Raw genomic sequence first — 19,997 nt, forward strand, 5'->3', positions numbered from 1 at the left:
TTAATGGCTTCAAAACAACATAAATATGACATCGCATACTTGAGAATGGCTCGAGAGTGGGGCAAGTTGTCATACTGCAACCGCAAGCAGGTGGGAGCAATTATTGTAAAAGACAAGATGATTATATCTGACGGATATAACGGAACACCTACTGGTTTTGAGAATATTTGTGAGGATGACGAAAATAATACGAAATGGTATGTATTGCACGCTGAAGCAAATGCAATTTTAAAGGTTGCAAGTTCAACACAGTCATGCCATGGAGCAACTTTATATATCACATTAAGTCCATGCAAGGATTGTAGTAAATTAGTACACCAAGCAGGTATTAAGCGTGTGGTTTACCATAATGCTTATAAAGATCTAACGGGTGTAAAATTTTTAGAGAAAGCAGGCGTTGAGATAGTACATCTTCAAGATATCGATTCATAAATGAAAATACAGCGCAAATATATTCCCTTACTTTTTGGGTTAGGTATAGCTTTAGGCATATTGCTAGGAAGCCTATTAGATTTTGGGTATAACGATACCGCGTTGTTCACTTCAAATGCAAAAAAGGATAAGCTTAATAAGCTTATAGATTACATAGATTATGAGTATGTAGATGCTATTAATACAGATAGTATAGTAGATGTTACTGTAAATGGTATTTTAGATAATCTAGACCCACATTCTACTTATATTCCACCAGATGAGTATAGCGCTATGGAGGAGAACATGAAAGGTGATTTTGTGGGAATAGGGGTGAGTTTTTACCCTTATAATGACTCTCTTGCGGTAATACAAGCTATAAAAGGAGGGCCTAGTGCTCGCGCAGGAATTAAAGGCGGAGACCGTATTGTTTATGCAGATGGTATCAATTTATCTACCAAGGAAATTACAGATGACTCTCTATCTAGCATCTTAAAAGGAAAGGCGAGCACACCTATTGAGATTAAAGTAAAAAGACCTGGAATTAAAGACCTTATGTCTTTTAATTTTGATCGGGATCATGTGCCTATTTTTAGTGTGGTAGGTAGTTATATGCTTACTAATAACTTGGGGTATATTAAAATTAACCGCTTTGCAGAGTCTACTCATGAAGAATTTAAGAAAGCACTTGTAGATCTTAAAAATCAGGGTGCTACTAAAATTGCACTAGACCTAAGAGATAATCCAGGGGGTTATATCTCAAGCGCAGAGGGCGTGGTAGATGAGTTTTTAAAAGAAGATAAGCTCATACTTTTTACAAAAAATAAAACGGGAAATATATCAAAAAGCTATACAGATGACGGTGGGATTTTTGAAGAAGGAGAAGTGTTTATCCTTATTAATGAAAACTCTGCAAGTGCTAGTGAGATTGTTGCAGGAGCTTTGCAAGACAATGATAAAGGAGTTATAGTAGGTCGTAGGTCTTTTGGTAAAGGACTTGTGCAGAGAGAAATGGATTTAGGTGATGGTAGTGCTGTACGGTTAACAATTGCTCGTTACTATACACCTACTGGACGTTCCATACAGAAGCCTTATGAGCTAGGTGATAAAGATTATTTTGAAGATTATCTCAATAGATATGAAAACGGCGAGCTGCGCAGTGTAGATAGTATCAAGGTTGCAGACTCTCTTAAATTTAGAACCCCTAAAGGTAAAATTGTATACGGCGGTGGAGGGATTATACCAGATATTTTTGTTCCTAAAAACACAGATTATGAGGTTGAGCATCTCAATTATGTATTGCGTTCTGGTTATATGCGCTTATTTATTTTTGAGCAATTAGAAAAGGATAGAACATACTACAATAGCTTGAGTATGGAGCAATTTCAAGAAGAGGTTGTTATTTCAGATCAAGTAGTAGAAGATTTTATATCTTTCGCACAGTTTAGGCAGATCAATTTGAAAGCTAGTAAGTACAAAGATTTGTATAAGAAATATCTTAAAGCCACAATGGCGAGACAACTTTTTGATAACAATGCTTTTGAGATGATGGTTAATAAAGAAGATGCCGTAATTCAAAAAGTAATAGAACTTACCCTTGAAAAAGAATAACCTATGTTAATGGTAGTAGCTATATATGTATATATTATCGCAATCATCTTTAGATTGCTAGATAATAGTGCTGCACTACTTATACGCCATGGCATATCGGTAAGTCCTTTTTATTTGAAGCCACCAATTATTCTAGCTCAAATAGAAAACCTTAAAGATGAGAAACTCATCTGGAAGTTGCGTCGTAATCTATGGTATCAAAAGTTGCATATTGCTTTTACCGTACTAGCAATACTTACATTAATTGTTGGAATTATTTACGAGATCTATAACCCGTACATTATATACTTAATGTAATATATATTATTTGTGTTTCTCTGCAATCTTGCGAGATGTACGTAATATAAGTAACAGCAAAATTGCGCATGAACATGCAATTACTCCTATTAAAGCAATACTGCTTTCACCTTCTAGTAGATTAGAAAAGTCTAGCAATGTTACATTATAAATAAGAAGACCTAGCGCCAGTAAGATTCCAATAGGGATTATAAACTTCATAGTATTACTTAAAGAGTTCTTGAATGTTTGCAGTAAATAGCTTTACAGCTATTGCTAACAAAATTACACCAAAAACTTTATGTATAACAGCAATACCGTTCTTTCCTAAGAAGCGTTCTATATGCTTAGATGTTTTTAAGACTACGTATACTAGTGCTATGTTAAGTATAACAGCTATTATAATGTTGCTTAGATCATATTCTGCACGTAATGCAAGAAGCGAAGTAAGAGTACCTGGTCCTGCTACCAATGGAAAAGCGAGCGGAAACACAGATACGGTCTTTGCACTAATGCCATCATCATCTTTAAAAATACTAACACCTAGAATCATCTCTAAGGCTATAAAGAATAGAATAAAAGAACCTGCTACTGCAAATTCATATACATTAACACCTATGACGCCTAGTATGCTCTCCCCTACAAATACAAATAGAATCATTACAATAAGTGCTACTAAGGCGGCCTTCTCACTCTGTATATGTCCTGCTTTTTTTCGCAGTTTTAATATTATAGGAATACTCCCTATAATATCAATTACAGCAAATAGCACCATCGCGGCAGTAAGTATTTCTTTAAGATCTATATTCATTGCATATTCATTTTAAAATGCGCCCAAAGGTAACTTTATTTAAAAGATACTTAACGCATCATTAAGGAGAATTATAAAAACAATTCTTAACTTAATGCACTCTTAATAAGTTGGTAACATTTTTTTTAAAACGCATTGTAATGTTCGTAATAAAATACCGTCATAGTTTTTGGCTATTAAACTTTAATTTATTCTAATGATAAACTATAGTTAGCTGGAGAGATAATAAATATTTTTACCACATCAACCTTGTAAAACCTATTGGAATGAAAAATACAGAAACATTTGATCTTAACGACGAATCTCAAGCAGCAAAGTGCCCTTTTATGGGAGGAGCACATAAACAAACATCAGGTGGTGGCACAACAAACCGCGATTGGTGGCCTAACGAGCTTCGTCTTAATATACTTAGACAAAATGCTACAAAATCTGATCCATTAGGAGGAGACTTTGATTATGCTGCGGCATTTAACAGTCTTGATTTTAATGCTCTTAAGCAAGACGTACTTGATTTAATGACAGATTCACAAGACTGGTGGCCTGCAGATTATGGTCACTATGGAGGGTTTATGATCCGTCTTGCATGGCACAGTGCGGGAACTTACCGTATAGGTGATGGACGTGGAGGAGCGAGCTCTGGAACACAACGTTTTGCACCACTTAATAGCTGGCCAGATAACGGAAACCTTGATAAGGCTCGTTTATTATTATGGCCTATCAAGAAAAAATATGGAAATAAAATTTCATGGGCAGATTTAATGGTGCTTGCAGGAAACTGTGCACTAGAATCTATGGGATTCCCAACTTTTGGCTTTGCAGGAGGACGTGAAGATGTATGGGAGCCAGAACAAGATATCTACTGGGGAAGCGAGACAGAGTGGGGAGCAAATGATGAGCGTTATGAAGATGGAGAGTTAGAGGCGCCACTAGGAGCAGTAATGATGGGTTGGATATATGTAAATCCCGAAGGACCTAATGGAGTTCCAGACCCTATGGGTTCTGCAGCAAATGTAAGAGAGACTTTTGGACGTATGGCAATGAATGATGAGGAGACGGTAGCGCTAGTTGCTGGAGGTCATACCTTCGGTAAAGCACACGGTGCCGCAGATCCAGACAAGTATGTAGGAGCAGAGCCTCATGGAGCTAATATAGAAGAAATGAGCACTGGGTGGAAAAATAGCTACGGTACAGGCGTGCTAGATGATGCTATTACTTCTGGTATCGAGGGCGCATGGACACCTAACCCAACACAATGGGATGCAGACTATTTTGATGTACTCCTAAATTACGAATGGGAGCTAACAAAGAGCCCAGCTGGTGCACACCAATGGACACCTACAGAAGCATCAAATGCAAAGATGGCACCTACGGCAGGTGATGCGTCAAAAAAGCAGCGTCTTATGATGACCACAGCAGATATTGCTTTAAAAGTAGATCCAGAATACCGTAAGATTTCAGAGAGATTTCATAAAGACCACAAAGCTTTTGAAGATGCTTTTGCACGTGCATGGTATAAGTTAACTCACCGTGACATGGGACCTATAGAAAGATATTTAGGACCAGAAGTACCTAGTGAAGAGTTATTATGGCAAGATCCAGTGCCAAGTAATGATGGGTATACATTAAGTGATGATCAGGTTGCTACTTTAAAGGTGAAAATAGCAGCGTCAGGACTTACGGTGTCAGAAATGGTCTCTACAGCGTGGGCATCTGCTTCTACGTTCAGAAATTCTGATAAGCGTGGTGGGGCAAATGGAGCACGCATTCGCTTGGCACCACAAAATAGATGGGAAGTAAACAACCCTGAGCAATTATATAAGGTTCTTAATGTTTTAGATTCTATACAAAGTGATTTTGACGGTGATGTGTCTATGGCAGACCTTATCGTTCTTGCAGGATCTGTAGGAGTAGAAAAGGCGGCAAAAGATGCTGGACATGATGTCACAGTGCCATTTACGCCTGGACGAACAGATGCAACACAGGAACAAACAGACGTAGATAGCTTTGGTTACCTTGAGCCTAAAGCAGATGGTTTTAGAAACTATGTGAGTCATACTCAAAAAGCAACGGCTGCCGAGGCTATGCTTATAGATCGTGCACAATTACTAGGGCTTTCTATTCCAGAAATGACAGTACTTGTAGGAGGTTTACGTGTATTAGGCACAAACTATAATGGTACTAAAGTAGGAGTTTTTACAGATAGACCAGGACAGTTAACTAATGACTTTTTCACAAACTTATTAGACTTCTCTTACACATGGAAAGAACTTTCATCTGATGAGACATTATTCTCAGGAAGTGATCGTCGTACCGGTGAAATGAAGTTTACAGGATCGCGCGCAGATTTGATTTTTGGTTCAAATACAGAGCTTAGAGCAATTGCTGAGGTTTATGGAGCAAATGATGGCGAGGAGCGCTTTATAGCCGATTTTATCAAGGCGTTTACTAAGGTGATGAACGCAGATCGTTTTGATATTAAGTAAATAAATAACGCTTTCGCGAAAGCGTAAGTACACAATAAAAACGTCCAACTTGTTATAAGTTGGACGTTTTGCTTTTTATGCAATGCTTCTCACCAGTGCGTGTTAGTTCGCTTTCGCGAAAGCGTAACAGCATAAAAATCTCCTTAAAAAGCTGTCTCAAGTAAGGCTAGACATACCTTGATGCCTTGTTTAATATTTCCTATGCGTATATTCTCATTAGGATTATGCTGATTGTTATCCATATTAACCAGCGGAAGTATGACTGTAGGAACATCTAGCGCCTTAATCACAGGGACAATAGGCACGGTACCACCCATCATTCTAATAGTAATTGGGTCTTTGCCAAAAGATTGTGATAGTGCTCCTCTTATTTTTTTGCCAAAAGCATCATCTGGATTTGTTCTAAACGCGTTTACGGAGGTCTTCCCTGTAAAAGTTGCTATTTTAGGGTAGGTAAGCCTTTCCTCATCAGTGGGAGTTCGATTTAATAAATGATAACCTTGTTTTGTGATATGATTTTTAATCTTTGCTAGTTGTGCATCGCCATCTGTCTCTGGAACGAGGCGTATATCTAGATGTGCAATTGCATACTCTGGAACTACGGTTTTTAAACCTTCGCCAGTCCAAGAGGTGCCTATCTGTCTAATGTTAAGAGAAGGAAATTGTAGTGCTTCTTGGTATGAAGTTCCTACTTTTTCGGCGGTGTGAACACCAAGTTTTTTATTAAACTTTGTTTGCTCAAAAGGTACAGAAGAGAGTACTTGAGCCGTTTCTGGAGTGATGGTAATTCCATCATAATAATTTTCTATTAAGACTTTTCCATCTTCGTCTTTCATTGTAGTCAGTAGGTTTGCAAGTCTAAAAACCGGGTTAGGTGCATAGTTGCCATAATGACCGCTATGTTGAGGTAGGCGGGCACCGTAAGTAGTGATTGCTGCAGTAGCAATCCCTCTACATCCAAAGGTGAGCGTAGGTTGATTAGAATCATGAGCAGGACCATCCATTACCACAAAATAATCTGCGGCATATCTACTTTTATATTTGTCTAAGGTAGAAAGCAAAGCTGTCGAGCTGTACTCCTCCTCTGGGTCAAAAATTACCTTGATATTAAAAGCAGGCTCTTTTTGTTGTTCTTGCAAAAGTTGTAGCGCAGTAATAAACATCATAATAGGTGCCTTATCATCTGCAGCGGCACGGCCATAAATGCGCCAGTCATCATCAATTTTACTATCTAGTTGATCCCAAGAAATCGCTTTGTATTCACCAGAGCTACTTTCCTCCTTGAGTACAGGTTTAAAAGGATCTTCTTGATCCCAGGTTGCGGGGTTTACTGCCTGTCCATCTATGTGGACATAGAAGAGCACCGTTTTATAATTGGGGTTATACTCTTTTTCTACAAGAAGAATGGGAAGTGTACTAGTTTCTAGTAAGCTAGTTTCAAAATCTAATCCTTTGTAGCGCTTTTCTACAAAAGCTATATTTTCTAGCATCAAAGCTGGGTTTGAAGGCAAGTTAGGAATGCTCACAAAGGCTTTATGTTCAATAAGAGTTTTCTTGAGATGTTGATCTATGAGCACATCTGTAGGAGTTTGAGCAGTAGCTATAAAAGCAGTAAGTAAAAGACAGAGAGACCAGAGTTTCATAGAAGAAAATTTTAAGAATTATTGCTGTTTAAGTGCAACCGTATGGTAGATAAATATAAGGTTTTCTACTAGGATGCTTCATTTCTATTAACAGAGGTTAATAAAAGGTCGTTATTACGCCCTAGTATGGTTAATAAAAGAAGAAACGGGCTATTAATGTTTAATTTTGGAAAACCTCAATGATTAAATATCGTAATTAATTACAGTTTATGGATTACAAACACCTAGTAGTAAATGTCAAGGAAAATGCGCTACGCTTTGAAAACAAGAATGCGCTCTATGTTAAGAATGAGACACTAAATACTTGGGAAGGCATAAGCTGGAAAAATATGTATCACCGTGTTGAAAATCTTGCCAAAGGTTTACTGCAGTTTGGTGTTGAAACACAGCATAACGTAGCCATCTTTGCCGAAAATATGCCAAACTGGATTATTGCAGATCTTGCGATAATGAGCATAAGAGCAGTAACAGTACCTATCTATGCAACGAGTTCTACTAAGGAAGTAGAGTATGTGATAAATGATGCTGAGGTAAGTTTACTTTTTGTGGGTAATCAGCATGAATACGATCAGGCTTATGGGCTTCTAGAAAGCTCTTCATACTTAAAGCTTATAGTGGCTCTTACAGACACCATCGAACTTAAGTCTTCTGTTTCTTCTATGTATTTAGAAGATTTTGTTGCCGCTAGCCCTACTCAAGAAATTGAGAATATCTATTTAAAAAGACAGCAAGACCTTGATGTAAAAGATCTAGCAAGTATTATCTATACTTCAGGAACAACAGGAGAACCTAAGGGTGTGATGATAGGCCATACTAATATAGGAGCTTCTCTAGCAGCACATAAATATGAACTTGATATATCTGATCAAGATGTGTCGTTAAGTTTTTTACCACTCAGTCATATCTTTGAACGTAGTTGGGTGTTTTTCTGTTTACATATGGGGATTGAAGTGTATTTTAATCAAGACCCAAAGAAAATTGCAGAAGTGCTCAAAGAAGTGCGACCAACGGTAATGTGTACAGTGCCTCGTATTTTTGAAAAAATCTATGCAGCTATACAAGCAAAAACAAAAGAAGCTTCCCCTACAAAGCAGAAACTTGCAAGCTGGGCACTAAGTGTAGGTGATAATTACTATAATCAGCACAAAAGGCTTGAGAAAAAAGTGCCATTATCATTACAACTCAAAAATAAAATTGCAAATAAACTTGTGTTAAGCAAGCTGCGTGCACTCTTTGGAGGGCGTATTAAATTTATGCCCTGTGGTGGAGCGCCTCTTGCCGCAGAAATGGTTGCGTTTTTTCATTCCTTTGGTCTTGACGTAAAATGTGGATACGGACTTACAGAAACAACTGCAACAGTTTCTTTATTTGGATACACAAATTTTGAATTTAACTCTGCTGGAAAAAGCATCGAAGGTACTCAGATTAAGATAGGAGATAATGATGAAATCCTTGTAAAAGGCCCTGGTGTGATGCAAGGATATTATAAAAAGCCAGAAGCTACGGCTCAGGTTTTTAAGGATGGGTGGTTTTGTACAGGAGATGCAGGAAGATTAGATCAAGACGGAAATCTATTTATCACAGATAGAATTAAGGATTTGATGAAAACCTCTGGGGGTAAGTATATTGCACCTCAAAAGTTAGAAACAGCGCTCGTAAGTGATGCTCTCATTGAGCAACTTGCAGTAATAGGAGATCAGCAGAAATATGTGACGGCACTTGCCGTTCCTAATTTTGAGAACTTAAAAAAGTATGCCCTCGAGCACAATATCTCTTTTGATAGTATGGAAGAGCTCATTGAGAATAAGGAGGTTGTAACACTTTTTGAGAAACGTTTTGACGAGCTTCAGCAGGAGTTTTCAGCGTTTGAGAAGATAAAGAAGTTTACACTGCTTCCTCGTGAGTTCAGCATAGAAGCAGGAGAAATAACGCCTACACTAAAAATTAAACGTAAAGTAGTTCAAAAAAAATACAAAGCACTTATTGATAAAATGTATGCAGCGTAGTTAGTTTGAAGTGGTACGCTTTCGCGAAAGCGTAAAAATCATAACCATAAATAATCTCGCTACTCACACATTTTTACTTGATACTTTCCCAGTATCTTTGCGCAACTATGTTCCAACTCAAAAAAACCATCGTTTCTGAAGACATTATCGAAAAAGATTTTGTCTGTAATCTTAATGCTTGTAAAGGGGAGTGCTGCATCGCAGGTGAAGCCGGCGCACCACTTGAAGAAGAAGAGGTTACCATCATGGCAGATATTTATGATAAGGTAAAACCTTTTTTGCGCCCAGAAGGAATTGCTGCAATTGAGGAGCAGGGAACGAGTATCGTGCGTGACGGTGAGCTTGAGACACCACTAGTAAATGGAGCTGAGTGTGCTTACGTTACTTTTAATGATAAAGGATGGGCAAGCTGTGGTATTGAGGATGCTTACAATGCAGGTAAAGTGTCGTGGCGCAAACCTATTTCTTGCCATTTGTATCCTATTCGTGTACAAAAATATAGCTCATTTTCGGCAGTAAATTATCATCGCTGGCCTATCTGTAGCGATGCTTGTTCTCTAGGGAAAGAACTATCTGTGCCTGTTTATAAATTTACTAAGGATGCGTTGATACGTAAGTTTGGTGAAGAGTGGTATACAGAACTAGAGAAGACCGCTCAAGAAATGGGTAAATAATGTAGTACTTTGTATGGACCTAAAAGTCCTATGCAACAAAGTTTGTATGTTATCTTAAGAGATGCCTTATCTTTAATCACAAAGACGATACATGCATTTTCATTCAAAACTTCCTGACGTTAGTACTACCATTTTTACGGTGATGAGTAAGATGGCACATGAACATCAAGCCATTAATCTCGCGCAAGGATTTCCAGGCTTTGATAGTGATCCAAAACTGCAACAGCTTGTTACAGAGGCAATGAGTGATGGGTACAATCAGTACGCTCCTATGCAAGGTATTTACAGCTTGCGAGAAGAAATTACTCAAAAACTCAACACCCTATATGGAAGTGATTATCATCCAGAAACTGAGGTTACGGTAACTGCTGGAGCTACCCAAGCTATCTACACAATTGTATCTGCTTTTATACGTCCAGATGATGAGGTGATTATATTAAAACCTGCTTATGACTGCTATGAGCCTGCGGTGACTGTAAATGGCGGTAAAGTAGTCCCTATTCAACTCAAAGCGCCAGATTATAAAGTGAACTGGAAAGCGGTAGAAGATGCGATAACGTCTAAGACTAAAATGCTATTTATTAATACCCCGCACAATCCTACGGGAACTATTCTTCATAAAGAAGATATGCTGGAGCTAGAGCGTATTCTTGAAGGTACAGATATCATATTACTAAGTGATGAGGTGTATGAGCACATCGTCTTTGATGGCAAGCGTCATGAGAGTGTGGCTCGTTACCCAGCATTAAGAGCACGCAGTTTTATTACGGCATCCTTTGGGAAGACTTTTCATAATACAGGGTGGAAAATGGGATATACAGTTGCTCCAAAAGAGTTGATGGAAGAGTTTCAAAAAGTACATCAATTTAATGTGTTTTCAGTGCATCATCCTTCTCAAAAAGCCTTTGCCCAGTACCTCAAGGACCCTAGTCATTATTTAGAATTGAACGATTTTTATCAGCAGAAAAGAGATTTGTTTCTAAACCTGATTCAAGGCTCACGTTTTACAGCAAAGCCTGCCGCAGGCACCTACTTTCAAATGCTGGATTATTCTGCAATTACTAGTGAGAGTGACACCGCTTTCGCGAAAGCGTTAACCACAACCCATAAACTAGCGTCTATACCAACGTCGGTATTTAATGTGAATCAAGAAGATTATAAAATGCTGAGATTTTGTGTCGCCAAAGATGACGAGACACTCAAAAAAGCTGCCGAAATTTTAACAAGCATCTAGTCGTCTAGTTTACGTGCCACCCAACCTCGTATGAGCTCTGCTGTTACTCCAAAGGCAACATGAGCTAGAAATTCGTTTGCTTGTAATTTTACAGGGATATCTTTAGGCTCATCTTCTAGGCCCATTAATGGAAGCGAGGTTTCATGCGTTGCGAGGTATGCTGTCGTACCAAAGAGCGCTCCCTCTACAAGGTTAGTCTCTGGTCTATCACGTTTTGCATAGCCTAAACTAGCTCCTAATGTTACTCCAATGGGAATATTCACTAATTGCTCTGCGAGATCTCGATTTGATGTGCTCACCGGTTCGCCAGTAAGTTTCTCAGAAATATTATCTACGAGCTTAAGTTGTGCACTGTCGGTGTTTGGCTGTCTTACTGGTAATACGCGTTCTATGGCACTTTTAACAATGGTGCCTGCTAGACCTCCTAATACTCCAGAAATCACTCCTCGTGTAGCGGTAGATGCTAGATTATCTTTTTCAAGCCAGTTAGAAAGCGCAGTATTACTCATAGTTAGTTTATTATTATAACTCTAAAGTACTTTTTAAGACGTACTACAGGTCTTAAGATAATTATAATTAACAATTAATTAAATCACTTTGGCAGGAGTAATTAGCTACTGTAAGAATAGAATCAAGAATTATACTAAGAGACGTTAATTTAAATGGCGTATATCATTTTTGTTTTTATCTTTATGTTTTCGGAGTAATCACAATAAGCAACTCCGTGTAGCACAGAATGTAAGTTATGAATGACAAATTATTTGACGCAATACGCAACGGAGATCTAGAGATGGTGCAAGCAATTATTACTGCTCATCCAGAACTTGTAAATATTAAAGATCAACGTGGTTCTACACCTTTATTACTTGCCACTTATTATGGGAATCAAGATATAAGCGAGGCTATCTTAAAGCATAAGCCAGACCTGAATGCTAAGGATAGCTCTGGAAATACAGCGCTGATGGGGGTGTGTTTTAAAGGGTATCCAGTAATTGCAAAACTACTTATAGAAAGCGGAGCAGATGTAAATGCCGTAAATCTTAATCAGGCAACAGCTCTTATCTATGCTGCCACTTTTGCGCAGTCAGAAATTGCACAAATGCTTATTGAAAATGGTGCCGACTTATCTCATAAAGATGAAAAAGGTAACACTGCTTTTGATCACGCAAAAATGCAAGGAGCTTCTAACTTGATGGAAATCTTAGAAGAGAAATAAACCTGTTGAATGATTTCGCTTTCGCGAAAATGTGACCCATCAAAAATAGGTTGTTGCTTGACCGGCATGTGCCTCTTTTATTTGAGTGAGTTCAAGTCAAAACTTTTATAATCTTCTACCCAATTTTTACAGCCGTTATCGAGCATTGCTTTACGGTTTTTTGTGCCTATGCCTAAGAATGAAATATCGAGCTCTTGAGCCGCTTTTAAATCCCATAGTCCGTCACCTACAGCAATAATATTATCAAAAGATGTTCTATTGTAATATGCTTTAGACTTTTGTATAGCTTCTTTTACAAATCCCACTCGAGAAATGTTATGTAACGAAGTTGCAAGTACCTCTGGAATAAAAGGGACTTGAGAACCCTCCATTTTTATAGCAGTAGCTTTCGGAAAAGCACCTGTTCCATAAGCAAATGGAATCTGCATTTTTTTCAATTTTAATAATAACGAACGCGCACCTGGGATTTCACTCACAGGACTACATTTAGATAATTCTTCACCTAGTAAGTGGTCTAGCTCATATCTTAAGTTGGCTGGAGCTTTCTTATTAAAAGTACGCTCGTAATTATACTCTAGCGCATACAGATCTGTATGGTGTAGATAATTGTCGTAATCGGCATCAATATCTTGAAGTCCTATGTCTGCTAGAACTTTGGTGATAACAGGGAGATAGGTAGGAATACTATCTGTGAGTGTTCCATCTATATCAAAAACGAAAAGTGTGTCTTTTGTAATCATCTAGTTTTTTCTGAATAATTGTTTTACTGTAAGAGTTCCATCGCTGTTTAACCTCTTTACAATTTTTATAAAAGCAATGGCTGTAATAAGCGCATCTCCCGCAGAGGTGTGCCTATCGTGTAGAGGAATTTTGAGCGCTTCGGCAAGTTCATCTAGCGTATATCTTTTTTCTTGTAAAGGTCTGTTTATAGGGTGCACAAGTCTTTTGTACAATGTTTCTGTATCTAGTACTCTATTTTTTAATTTTCCCAGCTGAGCGCGTTTTAGTGCTGCATTAATTACTGCAACGTCAAAACCTATGTGGTGCCCTATAAGAATGCCTGTACCTATAAATTCAAGACATCTTTCTATTGCTTCTTGTTCATTTACTTGCTCATAGCTTCCATTGCGCAAGATGCCGTGTATTTTTGCACTTTCAGGCTTGTATATATCTTGCTTGAGATATAACTCTAGGCTCTGTGCTATAGAAATCTCATTGTTGATAACGGTTACCGCTCCTATAGATAGAATACGATCCTCTTTATAGTGTAAACCCGTTGTTTCGGTGTCAAATACTACAAAACGAGTGGTGTGAAGCTTTTTTCCATCTAGGGTACTACCTAAAAAACCTGCTTTGCTCTTCTCTAGGGCAAAAGCAGCGAGATATTGTGTCCAAAATTTTGGAAAATCTTTTTGAGGTGATGTGGTAAATAATCCCATCTAGCTCAAATTTTGAGTTTGAAAACGTACACGTAGCACTTCTTGTAAATCGCGTAGTGGTTTAAAGCATCGTTTTAGTTTTAGGCGTTCCTCTTTTGATAAATCCGCTAGTTTAATGAAGCGGCCGCTATCATCATTGCGTAGCCCTTGCCTGACTCTAAATTTAAGAAGCGCTTTAAATGCGTAAGCGCAACTCTCAAAGAGTTCTTTGTTCTGAGGTTCGAGTTCTGCAAGTTTTTCAAAACGTTCTGAGGTGTGATTTATGTTACGTAAATTATGGTAAAGTGAAAGCACTCTGGCGCCGCTTATTAAAGGAGCCATAGCACGATTTTTTATGTCAAATTCATCTTTATGCGCACCATCTGACTCCACAAGAAAGTTTCGAAAGAAACTCACCGGCGGCGGATTCTTAAGGGCATCCTTTGCCATAAATCTAAAAAACACAGAAGAGGTTGATAGTTGGTCATAGATAGAAGTAGTGAGTTGCGCTACTAGTTCCTGGGTCCCATATACGAGTCTGTAGTCAAAAAATATACCTGACATCAACATGCTTTCTGGAGACGGATCTTTAATCCACGTAGAAAACTGTACTTTCCACTCAGAAAGTGATAAGCAGTACAGCGGATTACTTCCCATCATATCTGCCGTGCAGTAATCATAACCTATTTTATGTAGGCGTTTGTTCATCCTATTTGCAAGATGCAAAAAGTAATTTTTAGTCGCCTCATTGTTTTCTGGAGACACATCCTCATAAATAAGAGCGTTATCTTGATCTGTATACAGTAATTGCTCCTCTCGTCCTTGACTACCTAATGCAAGCCAGGTAAATGGTACTGGAGGATTATGTGACATCTTGCTTAATGAGAGCTCCATGGTACGTTGCATGAGAGCGTCTTTAAGCTCAGAAAAAATATTAAGTATATGTGATATCGGTAAGTTTTGATCTAGATAGCGCTCAAGAAGAAGGGTTGCTTTTTCCCAAGTAAAACGCAGCATTTTAGTCTTTTTTGCTCTTTTTATTTCTTTAACGAGTTCGGCGGGGCTGTTACCGTAAGCGACCACGATGTCATGCTTGCTTAGCACGCCTACTACCTTTGTGCTAGCTGTACCATCTTCGGTAATTATGAGGTGGCTTATTCCATTCTTAAGCAGGATAAGTTGCGCCTGAGCTACGGTTATTTTTGGAACGGCGCAGACAACCTGAGTAATCATTGCATCACCTACTACGTGATCACTAGAGATGATATTATTTGCAATAGCATTACGCAATTCTCGATTTGTGAGAACACCTACTGGTATTGAATCTGTCGTAATAACTAAACATCCTATGCGATGTTGTTGCATTAATCTTGCTGCTTCTTGTATGGAAGTTTCTGGAGAGCAAGTGATGATGGAGGTGCTATATCGTGCTTGTTCTAGGCCTAATAAATGGGCACTTCGTTCCGGCTCATAGGTATTCAGTAATGAGCCGCTTTGCTGTAAGGTATAAGGATCTTTGATGTTTGATGCAAAACTAGCGATGAGGTAGTTTGAGATTGCTTTGTTCGCTTTCGCGAAAGCGGAAAATTCCTCCATGGGTAACGTATAGAGTATTGTCTCTTCCTTTGCCGTAGCAGTCGTTCTGTAAGAGTCTGTCGAGGTAACTTTGAGGCCAAAAAGATCGCCTTCATCACAAATGTCTACCACCTTAATTACATCCTTGGAGGGTCTTGTAAGCTTTATAGCCCCTTGCTGAACGATATAAAAACGATCACCATAGGCTTGATCACGTTTAAAAATAACCTCCTCCTTATCTATGTAAAGTACAGAAGCCTGGCTGCAAATATCTAGCAAATCACTCTCTGCCATAAATTGAAATGGCGGAAACTGTTTTAAAAAATCATAGATTCTTTGAGCAATTGTGTTTTGCATAGCGGGTACGTATTCATTGTAAAGATAGTACAGATGGAAAGTTCTACCATAAATGTATCTTTATACTATGAAAACAGAAACTTTAAAAGTAAGCCTTATACAAACTTCGCTTTTTTGGGAAGACGCAAATCGCAATAGAGCACATCAAGAAACATGGATAGCAAAAGTTGCCAGAGATAGCGATCTTATCGTACTGCCAGAAATGTTTACCACGGGGTTTTCTATGAGTCCGCAATCTCTAGCGGAAAGCATGGATGGTGAAACTGTGCAGTGGATGAAGCAACAGGCTCTTAAGTCACAAGCAGCCATCTGTGGAAGTTTGATTATAATTGAAGAAGGTCTCTATTACAATCGTTTTTTATTTGTCACTCCAGAAGGAGAAATAACGAGCTATAATAAACGCCATACATTTAATATGGCTGGTGAGGGAGAGCAGTATAAAGCGGGTGATAAACAGGTGCTTATTAACTATAAAGGCTGGAAGATATTTCCGCAGATTTGTTATGACTTGCGTTTTCCAGTGTATGCGCGTAATACATTTGATTATGATCTTATTATCTACGTTGCAAACTGGCCAAAAACTAGAATAGCAGCCTGGGATACACTCCTTAAAGCTAGAGCTATAGAAAACATGTCTTATTGTCTAGGAGTAAATCGCGTGGGAGTAGATGGTAATAATCTTGAATACATAGGGCACTCTGCAGTCTATGATGTGCTAGGAGAAGAGGTGGTCACAGCGCATACTCAAGAAGACGTAGTGACCACTACGTTAACTAAAAGGCATATTAATAACACAAGAAGTAAATTGCCTTTTCTGGAAGATAAAGACAGATTTACTCTTGAATAGTATCCTTAAGCTTTGTTTTTCTAGAGAGTAATTCAAAAGTTTCCTTTGCAAACCAACTTGGTCGCACATCAATCTCTCCGGGGAAGTTGATAATTACTTCTGGTTGTGTTCGTTCTAAATAATTACCTGAGTCAAAAACACGGTTATTATTGGCATCTTCAATAAGGCGTATTTTATAAAGGCCTGGTTTGAGAAGTTTAAAGTTAAAAACAGTTTCTTGAAGGGAGTATTTAGTTTCTACGATCTCGTCACTTTTGTTCATTAACTGTACGATATATGGAAAATTAGCCGCGTTTTTAAGCGTAAGCTCTATATCTCCATAATCTGAAAATTCTTTAGTGTTAGCTTTATAGAAAAGAGTATCATTTTGCTGTCCAAAAAAGTCTGTAATCGCATTAGGTAGCGCCTTAATACTATATCGAGTCTTCTCTTCTTTTTTAAAGTCAATGTCTAATGAGGTTCGGTTATCTTGTAAAGAATAAGTAAAAGGAATCTCTACAGAGTCTTTTAAAACGGTTATCAAAGATTTATTAATCGTGTCTATAGGAATATTGCTGAGTATGCGATATGGCTTATCAAATAGCACAGCGTTACGATATTTTGAAGAAAAGGCTAGAGAATCTAGTTTGGGTTTTCGTATTCTAGCTTGTAAGGTGTCATCATAACCTGGAGCAGTAACATTAAAGACAAGCGAGTCAAGTGCAACTTGTGGTTTGTACCAATAGTTTAATGTGTCTTCTCCTTTCTTTGTTATAATACTTTGGTGATTGTTTCCTACATCAGTCAAGAGGTTTATAGAAATACTATCTATATACCCACTAATGCCAAAGGCAATTTTACCCTGGGCAGTATGCTTAGGGCGGGAGGCTTTATAAGCTGGTGTTTCTGAAAATAATTTTAGTGTATACGACGAGTCAGTTGGGACAGTTATAAAATCTTCTACAAAAGCAACTTTATCCTTTTTAGGTTGAAATGTATAATTTGCATCTTCATCTTTTAAAGCTACGAGTGCATATGTTCCAGGTTTTAGATAGTCTAGCTCAAAGGTGTTAAGACTATCTAAGGTATTTGTAACGTATAAAGGAGGCTTATTATAGATAGTAGAATCCGTATATATACTATCTGCTTCATAAAGCATTACGGTTACAAAATTGTCAGGCTTATCTAAGATTGCATCTACAATTGTTCCTGCCACAGTAAGACTATCTATGTAATCTCCAGTAGACATTACATACTTAAACGAAGGAAAAGGATTTCCTTCATTATTATCTACAATACTAAGCCCAAAGTTGAACACGTAGGTCGTATTGGGAGCAAGTGTATCTTGGATTTTTATTTCTATATATTTTGATGCAGATCCCTGTGGAGAGATTACTCTATTGATAATAGGAGGAGAAATGATAAGCTGTTTTCTAAGATCTTTGAGTTTTATATACTCATCAAAATAAATACGAATTTCATCTCTATCAAAGTTTGTTGTAAAGTTAGGAGGTGTAGACTTCACAAAAACTGGAGGTAGGCTATCCATAGGTCCTCCGGTAGGAGAACCACGTTTTGCACAGTTTACTAGCGTAAGTGCCATACTCACCATAACTATTATAAATATAGCTATGCGTCTTCTATTAAAATGATACCAAGGATTATCTGTCATGCGACTACAAAGAAACAATTATTTTAACCAAAACGAAATACCTATTGTGCTATTGCCATCACAGCAATACTTAATTTGATATTAGGTATTTTAAGAAGTTGTAAGGCGCAAGATTCTAAAGTTGCTCCAGTAGTTAGAATGTCATCACACAACAATATATGCTTGCCTTCAAGATTGCTATTAGTCGCGATAGAAAAAGCATCTAGTACTTCATCACTACGTGTAAACCGACCTTTAAACACTTGAGTTTTTGTGTTTTTTGCTTTGATAAGCACATCATCAACATAATGAGCTTCTAGTGCTATAGCGAGCGATTGTCCAAAGCCTTCCACTTGGTTGTATCCTCTCTTTCTTTTCTTCTTTGGGTGAATGGGCACTGGTACTACTGCGTCTATGCACTTGTATTTGTCAAGAGATTTGAGATCTTCTCCTAGCCATGTTCCTAGAAAGCCGCTTATTTCATGCTGCCCTCTGTATTTGAGGTTGTGCATGAGTTCCTGGACCGGACCTTTTTTTTCAAAGTAAAACAATGCAGTCGCATTTTCTATATTGAGGCGTCCATAAAATACTTTTTTAATTGCAGGGTCGTTGTACCTATGAAAATCTGTAACAGGTAACGTATGCCTACAATGTGTACATACCATATTTTCGGCAGCTATGAGTTCGCTGTCACAAGATTTACAGGTTTCTGGAAAAAATAGAGAACGGAGCGATTGTAGCAATGGCTTATACTTTTTTTTTCTAAATTAACCCCTTTATGTGAATAAAAGAACATCTATGCGTACTAAAAGTACAAATAACACCTTATTATTTCTTGTGATCTTGCTCTGTCTAGTTGTTGCAGGGCTAGGATTTCACACCTACAATTTTCAAAATGAAGTGCAGCAACGTGAGGCACAGTTAGTAAATGACAAAGAAAGAGTCACAGCACAACTTGACGAGGAGTTGTCAAAATACAGTAGTCTTTTAAAAGAGAGGGATGCATTAAAAGGAGCTCTTAAACAAGCTCAGTCACGACTTCTGCAACTTAAAGAAACACTACAAGACGACGACTTAAGTAGGTCAAAAATGCAGCAGTTTCAAATGGAAATACAAAGGTTGCGCAGAGAGCGAGAGTTTTTTATAACTGCAAATGATAGTTTACAATTAGAAACAAAACGTCTCGCGGCATTACAACAAGAGACGCAAAAAGCGCTAGACCTAGCAACAAAATCTCAAGACAGTATACAAAAATCTAATAGAGATCTAGCGGAGAGACTTACACAAGGAGCACGCCTTACAGTAAGTAATCTCGCAGCAAGAGGAGTGATCCAGCGCAATAGTGGCAAGTTTTTTATGACTTCTAGAGCCAGTCGTGTTGAGATGATGCAGGTGTGTTTTACCGTAAATGATAACCAACTTGCAGAGGCAGAAAATAAATCTTTTTACGTGCAAGTGGTCAATAGTCAAGGCCGTATGATTGGTGTAGAACGCAACGAGAAGTTTGAAGACGGCTCTGTCGTGCGATACAATACAAAGACTACGATTGCATTTAATAAAACTGCCTATACCATTTGCGAGCTTGTGTTACCTGTACAACAGATGGAAGGTGGTGATTATACAATAAACGTCTACCACGAAGGCTCCATGCTACTCTCTACCATTCTTTCTTTAAAATAGGGTAATTGCAATTTCCGTTATTTCTAATGGATTGCTATTTTTACAGCTTGTTACAAACGAAAACAAATAATTTTATTTTATTGGTTTGAGAGGTTTTCACGCTTTCGCGAAAGCGTAACTTTATA

Annotated in this window: 19 protein-coding genes; 10 read left to right on the forward strand and 9 right to left on the reverse strand. The window is 38.0% G+C overall.

The window, feature by feature from the left end:
- Positions 1-3: 3 nt before the first annotated feature.
- The 3 genes from SJY23_RS05925 to SJY23_RS05935 are packed head-to-tail and all read left to right on the forward strand — an operon-like array spanning position 4 to position 2,319.
- Positions 4-432 (forward strand): dCMP deaminase family protein, encoded by a 429-nt coding sequence (locus SJY23_RS05925; protein WP_035334863.1) that lies wholly within the window; start codon positions 4-6, stop codon positions 430-432.
- Complete coding sequence (locus SJY23_RS05930; RefSeq protein WP_396597818.1) at positions 433-2,022, forward strand: S41 family peptidase; 1,590 nt, start codon at positions 433-435, stop codon at positions 2,020-2,022.
- 9 nt (positions 2,023-2,031) lie between these two features.
- Positions 2,032-2,319: a hypothetical protein gene (locus SJY23_RS05935; protein WP_225969331.1), complete on the forward strand. Its 288-nt coding sequence runs from the start codon at positions 2,032-2,034 to the stop codon at positions 2,317-2,319.
- Positions 2,320-2,325: 6 nt separating this feature from the next.
- Here the strand turns inward: SJY23_RS05935 and SJY23_RS05940 are convergent, their stop codons facing one another.
- Positions 2,326-2,520, reverse strand: coding sequence for a hypothetical protein (locus SJY23_RS05940; RefSeq protein WP_035334857.1), 195 nt, complete (start codon positions 2,518-2,520; stop codon positions 2,326-2,328).
- Between the two features lie 4 nt (positions 2,521-2,524).
- Positions 2,525-3,109 carry a MarC family protein gene (locus tag SJY23_RS05945; RefSeq protein ID WP_035334853.1) on the reverse strand — a complete coding sequence of 195 codons (585 nt, stop codon included), beginning with the start codon at positions 3,107-3,109 and terminating at the stop codon, positions 2,525-2,527.
- Positions 3,110-3,375: 266 nt separating this feature from the next.
- On the opposite strand from SJY23_RS05945, the gene katG reads away from it, so the two are divergent.
- Positions 3,376-5,592, forward strand: coding sequence for a catalase/peroxidase HPI (katG, locus tag SJY23_RS05950; RefSeq protein WP_396597819.1), 2,217 nt, complete (start codon positions 3,376-3,378; stop codon positions 5,590-5,592).
- Positions 5,593-5,735: 143 nt separating this feature from the next.
- Here katG and SJY23_RS05955 read toward each other — a convergent pair whose 3' ends face one another.
- On the reverse strand, positions 5,736-7,235 hold the full coding sequence (locus SJY23_RS05955; protein ID WP_396597820.1) for a M20/M25/M40 family metallo-hydrolase: 1,500 nt from the start codon (positions 7,233-7,235) through the stop codon (positions 5,736-5,738).
- 209 nt (positions 7,236-7,444) lie between these two features.
- Here SJY23_RS05955 and SJY23_RS05960 point away from each other — a divergent pair, with 209 nt between their 5' ends.
- The 3 genes from SJY23_RS05960 (at position 7,445) to SJY23_RS05970 (ending at position 11,149) form a co-directional block, all read left to right on the forward strand.
- A complete protein-coding gene (locus tag SJY23_RS05960; RefSeq protein WP_396597821.1) occupies positions 7,445-9,241 on the forward strand; it encodes an AMP-dependent synthetase/ligase in 1,797 nt (598 codons plus the stop codon).
- A 107-nt stretch (positions 9,242-9,348) separates the two neighbouring features.
- Positions 9,349-9,915, forward strand: coding sequence for a DUF3109 family protein (locus tag SJY23_RS05965; RefSeq protein WP_396597822.1), 567 nt, complete (start codon positions 9,349-9,351; stop codon positions 9,913-9,915).
- Positions 9,916-10,006: 91 nt separating this feature from the next.
- Positions 10,007-11,149 carry a methionine aminotransferase gene (locus SJY23_RS05970; RefSeq protein ID WP_396597823.1) on the forward strand — a complete coding sequence of 381 codons (1,143 nt, stop codon included), beginning with the start codon at positions 10,007-10,009 and terminating at the stop codon, positions 11,147-11,149.
- Here SJY23_RS05970 and SJY23_RS05975 read toward each other — a convergent pair.
- Positions 11,146-11,658, reverse strand: coding sequence for a DUF1440 domain-containing protein (locus SJY23_RS05975; RefSeq protein ID WP_035334846.1), 513 nt, complete (start codon positions 11,656-11,658; stop codon positions 11,146-11,148). The two genes, SJY23_RS05970 and SJY23_RS05975, sit on opposite strands and share 4 nt — an antisense overlap.
- A 236-nt stretch (positions 11,659-11,894) precedes the next feature.
- On the opposite strand from SJY23_RS05975, the gene SJY23_RS05980 reads away from it, so the two are divergent.
- A complete protein-coding gene (locus SJY23_RS05980) occupies positions 11,895-12,365 on the forward strand; it encodes an ankyrin repeat domain-containing protein (protein WP_035334845.1) in 471 nt (156 codons plus the stop codon).
- 77 nt (positions 12,366-12,442) lie between these two features.
- Here SJY23_RS05980 and SJY23_RS05985 read toward each other — a convergent pair whose 3' ends face one another.
- From SJY23_RS05985 to SJY23_RS05995, 3 genes are read right to left on the reverse strand one after another with little or no spacing between them, the layout of a single operon-like run.
- On the reverse strand, positions 12,443-13,105 hold the full coding sequence (locus SJY23_RS05985) for an HAD family hydrolase (protein WP_396597824.1): 663 nt from the start codon (positions 13,103-13,105) through the stop codon (positions 12,443-12,445).
- Positions 13,106-13,804, reverse strand: coding sequence for a PolC-type DNA polymerase III (locus tag SJY23_RS05990; RefSeq protein ID WP_396597825.1), 699 nt, complete (start codon positions 13,802-13,804; stop codon positions 13,106-13,108).
- Entirely contained in the window at positions 13,805-15,715 is a 1,911-nt protein-coding gene (locus SJY23_RS05995) for a DUF294 nucleotidyltransferase-like domain-containing protein (RefSeq protein ID WP_396597826.1), read from the reverse strand.
- Between the two features lie 67 nt (positions 15,716-15,782).
- On the opposite strand from SJY23_RS05995, the gene SJY23_RS06000 reads away from it, so the two are divergent.
- On the forward strand, positions 15,783-16,562 hold the full coding sequence (locus SJY23_RS06000) for an amidohydrolase (protein ID WP_396597827.1): 780 nt from the start codon (positions 15,783-15,785) through the stop codon (positions 16,560-16,562).
- On the opposite strand, the gene SJY23_RS06005 is transcribed toward SJY23_RS06000, so the two are convergent.
- Together SJY23_RS06005 and SJY23_RS06010 are read right to left on the reverse strand one after the other, a co-directional pair.
- A complete protein-coding gene (locus SJY23_RS06005; RefSeq protein ID WP_396597828.1) occupies positions 16,549-18,144 on the reverse strand; it encodes an Ig-like domain-containing protein in 1,596 nt (531 codons plus the stop codon). The two genes, SJY23_RS06000 and SJY23_RS06005, sit on opposite strands and share 14 nt — an antisense overlap.
- A gap of 110 nt (positions 18,145-18,254) precedes the next feature.
- Positions 18,255-18,935, reverse strand: coding sequence for a ComF family protein (locus SJY23_RS06010; RefSeq protein ID WP_396597829.1), 681 nt, complete (start codon positions 18,933-18,935; stop codon positions 18,255-18,257).
- A gap of 37 nt (positions 18,936-18,972) precedes the next feature.
- Here SJY23_RS06010 and SJY23_RS06015 point away from each other — a divergent pair, with 37 nt between their 5' ends.
- Complete coding sequence (locus tag SJY23_RS06015; protein ID WP_396597830.1) at positions 18,973-19,872, forward strand: hypothetical protein; 900 nt, start codon at positions 18,973-18,975, stop codon at positions 19,870-19,872.
- The last annotated feature ends 125 nt before the right edge of the window (positions 19,873-19,997 follow it).

It is taken from the genome of Dokdonia sp. R86516 (assembly GCF_044596715.1).
GTDB lineage: Bacteria > Bacteroidota > Bacteroidia > Flavobacteriales > Flavobacteriaceae > Dokdonia.

Excerpts from the sequence above, each read along its gene's own strand:
- SJY23_RS05985 (WP_396597824.1), bottom strand. The coding sequence starts at position 13,105 with ATGATTACAAAAGACACACTTTTCGTTTTTGATATAGATGGAACACTC.
- SJY23_RS05980 (WP_035334845.1), top strand. The coding sequence starts at position 11,895 with ATGAATGACAAATTATTTGACGCAATACGCAACGGAGATCTAGAGATG.
- SJY23_RS05930 (WP_396597818.1), top strand. The coding sequence starts at position 433 with ATGAAAATACAGCGCAAATATATTCCCTTACTTTTTGGGTTAGGTATA.
- katG (WP_396597819.1), top strand. The coding sequence starts at position 3,376 with ATGAAAAATACAGAAACATTTGATCTTAACGACGAATCTCAAGCAGCA.
- SJY23_RS05975 (WP_035334846.1), bottom strand. The coding sequence starts at position 11,658 with ATGAGTAATACTGCGCTTTCTAACTGGCTTGAAAAAGATAATCTAGCA.
- SJY23_RS05970 (WP_396597823.1), top strand. The coding sequence starts at position 10,007 with ATGCATTTTCATTCAAAACTTCCTGACGTTAGTACTACCATTTTTACG.
- SJY23_RS05965 (WP_396597822.1), top strand. The coding sequence starts at position 9,349 with ATGTTCCAACTCAAAAAAACCATCGTTTCTGAAGACATTATCGAAAAA.
- SJY23_RS06005 (WP_396597828.1), bottom strand. The coding sequence starts at position 18,144 with ATGGCACTTACGCTAGTAAACTGTGCAAAACGTGGTTCTCCTACCGGA.
- SJY23_RS05955 (WP_396597820.1), bottom strand. The coding sequence starts at position 7,235 with ATGAAACTCTGGTCTCTCTGTCTTTTACTTACTGCTTTTATAGCTACT.
- SJY23_RS05960 (WP_396597821.1), top strand. The coding sequence starts at position 7,445 with ATGGATTACAAACACCTAGTAGTAAATGTCAAGGAAAATGCGCTACGC.
- SJY23_RS05990 (WP_396597825.1), bottom strand. The coding sequence starts at position 13,804 with ATGGGATTATTTACCACATCACCTCAAAAAGATTTTCCAAAATTTTGG.
- SJY23_RS05995 (WP_396597826.1), bottom strand. The coding sequence starts at position 15,715 with ATGCAAAACACAATTGCTCAAAGAATCTATGATTTTTTAAAACAGTTT.
- SJY23_RS05945 (WP_035334853.1), bottom strand. The coding sequence starts at position 3,109 with ATGAATATAGATCTTAAAGAAATACTTACTGCCGCGATGGTGCTATTT.
- SJY23_RS05940 (WP_035334857.1), bottom strand. The coding sequence starts at position 2,520 with ATGAAGTTTATAATCCCTATTGGAATCTTACTGGCGCTAGGTCTTCTT.
- SJY23_RS05925 (WP_035334863.1), top strand. The coding sequence starts at position 4 with ATGGCTTCAAAACAACATAAATATGACATCGCATACTTGAGAATGGCT.
- SJY23_RS05935 (WP_225969331.1), top strand. The coding sequence starts at position 2,032 with ATGGTAGTAGCTATATATGTATATATTATCGCAATCATCTTTAGATTG.
- SJY23_RS06000 (WP_396597827.1), top strand. The coding sequence starts at position 15,783 with ATGAAAACAGAAACTTTAAAAGTAAGCCTTATACAAACTTCGCTTTTT.